Genomic DNA, 1,186 nt, shown 5'->3' with positions numbered 1-1,186 from the left:
CTAGTGTAGTGCGCGAGAATTTATAGAACTTAATGGCGCCGGCATACTCAGACGTTCCAGGAGGCTGGAACGGTGCGGGTTGCCAAGACGATTGAACTGGATGCGGACACGGAGCGGGAGCTTCGTGGGCTGGCCAAACGCCGCACGGTGGAGGCTCGGCTGCAACAACGGGCGCTGGTCGTGCTGCTGGCCGCCCAGGGATTGCAGAACAAGGACATCGCCGTCGAGGTGGGACTGGATCGTCGCCAGGTCGCCCTGTGGCGCGAGCGCTTCCTCAGCGGCGGCATCGACGCACTGCGCAAGGACGCCCCGCGCAGCGGCCGGCCGGCCACGATCACCGCCGAGATGGAGTCGCGCATCGTGCAGGCCACGCTGCACGACAAGCCGGTCGACGCCACGCACTGGAGCACCCGCACGCTGGCCGCGCACCTGGGTGTGGGAGCGACCACCGTGCGTCGGGTCTGGCAGAGCAACGGCCTGAGGCCGCACCTGAGCCGCACGTTCAAGCTCTCGCGTGATCCGCGGTTCGAGGACAAGTTGCTCGACGTGGTCGGCCTGTACATGAACCCGCCCGAGCACGCCCTGGTGCTCAGCTGCGACGAGAAGAGCCAGATCCAGGCGCTCAACCGTACGCAGCCGGGTCTACCGATGAAGCGCGGGCGTGCTGGCACCATGACGCACGACTACAAGCGCCACGGCACCACCACGCTGTTTGCAGCGCTCAACACGGTGGACGGCAAGGTGATCTCGATGTGCCAGCCGCGCCACCGGCACACCGAGTGGTTGAAGTTCCTGCGGCTGATCGACCGCCGCACGCCCAAGCACCTGGGCCTTCACCTGATCGTGGACAACTACGCCACCCACAGCCACCCCGAGGTGCAGAAGTGGCTGGCGCGTCATCCGCGCTTCGTCATGCACTTCACGCCGACCAGCGCCTCGTGGCTGAACATGGTCGAGCGCTTCTTCCGCGACATCACCGACAAGCGCATCCGGCGCGACAGTTTCGCCAGCGTTGCCGAATTGGAGCTGGCCATAGATCTGTACGTGGCGCATCACAACATCGACCCCAAGCCGTTCATCTGGACAGCCAGCGCCACCGACATCCTGGCCAAGGTCACCCGGGCCAAGGCCGCCTTGGCGACCGTCGCGGCATAAGTACAGAACAGAGTGGCGCACCACACTAGGG

1 protein-coding gene is annotated in these 1,186 nt (G+C 65.6%); it reads left to right on the top strand.

Annotation, left to right across the window (positions count from 1 at the left end; genetic code table 11):
- Positions 1–72 precede the first annotated feature (72 nt).
- Positions 73–1,155: an IS630 family transposase gene (locus x551_RS22490; protein ID WP_036236728.1), complete on the top strand. Its 1,083-nt coding sequence runs from the start codon at positions 73–75 to the stop codon at positions 1,153–1,155.
- Positions 1,156–1,186: the final 31 nt, after the last annotated feature.

Source organism: Methylibium sp. T29, assembly GCF_000576205.1.
Lineage (GTDB): Bacteria > Pseudomonadota > Gammaproteobacteria > Burkholderiales > Burkholderiaceae_C > Methylibium > Methylibium petroleiphilum.
The sequence above is the reverse complement of the archived record's forward strand: the minus strand, read 5'-3'. Positions and strand labels throughout refer to the sequence as shown.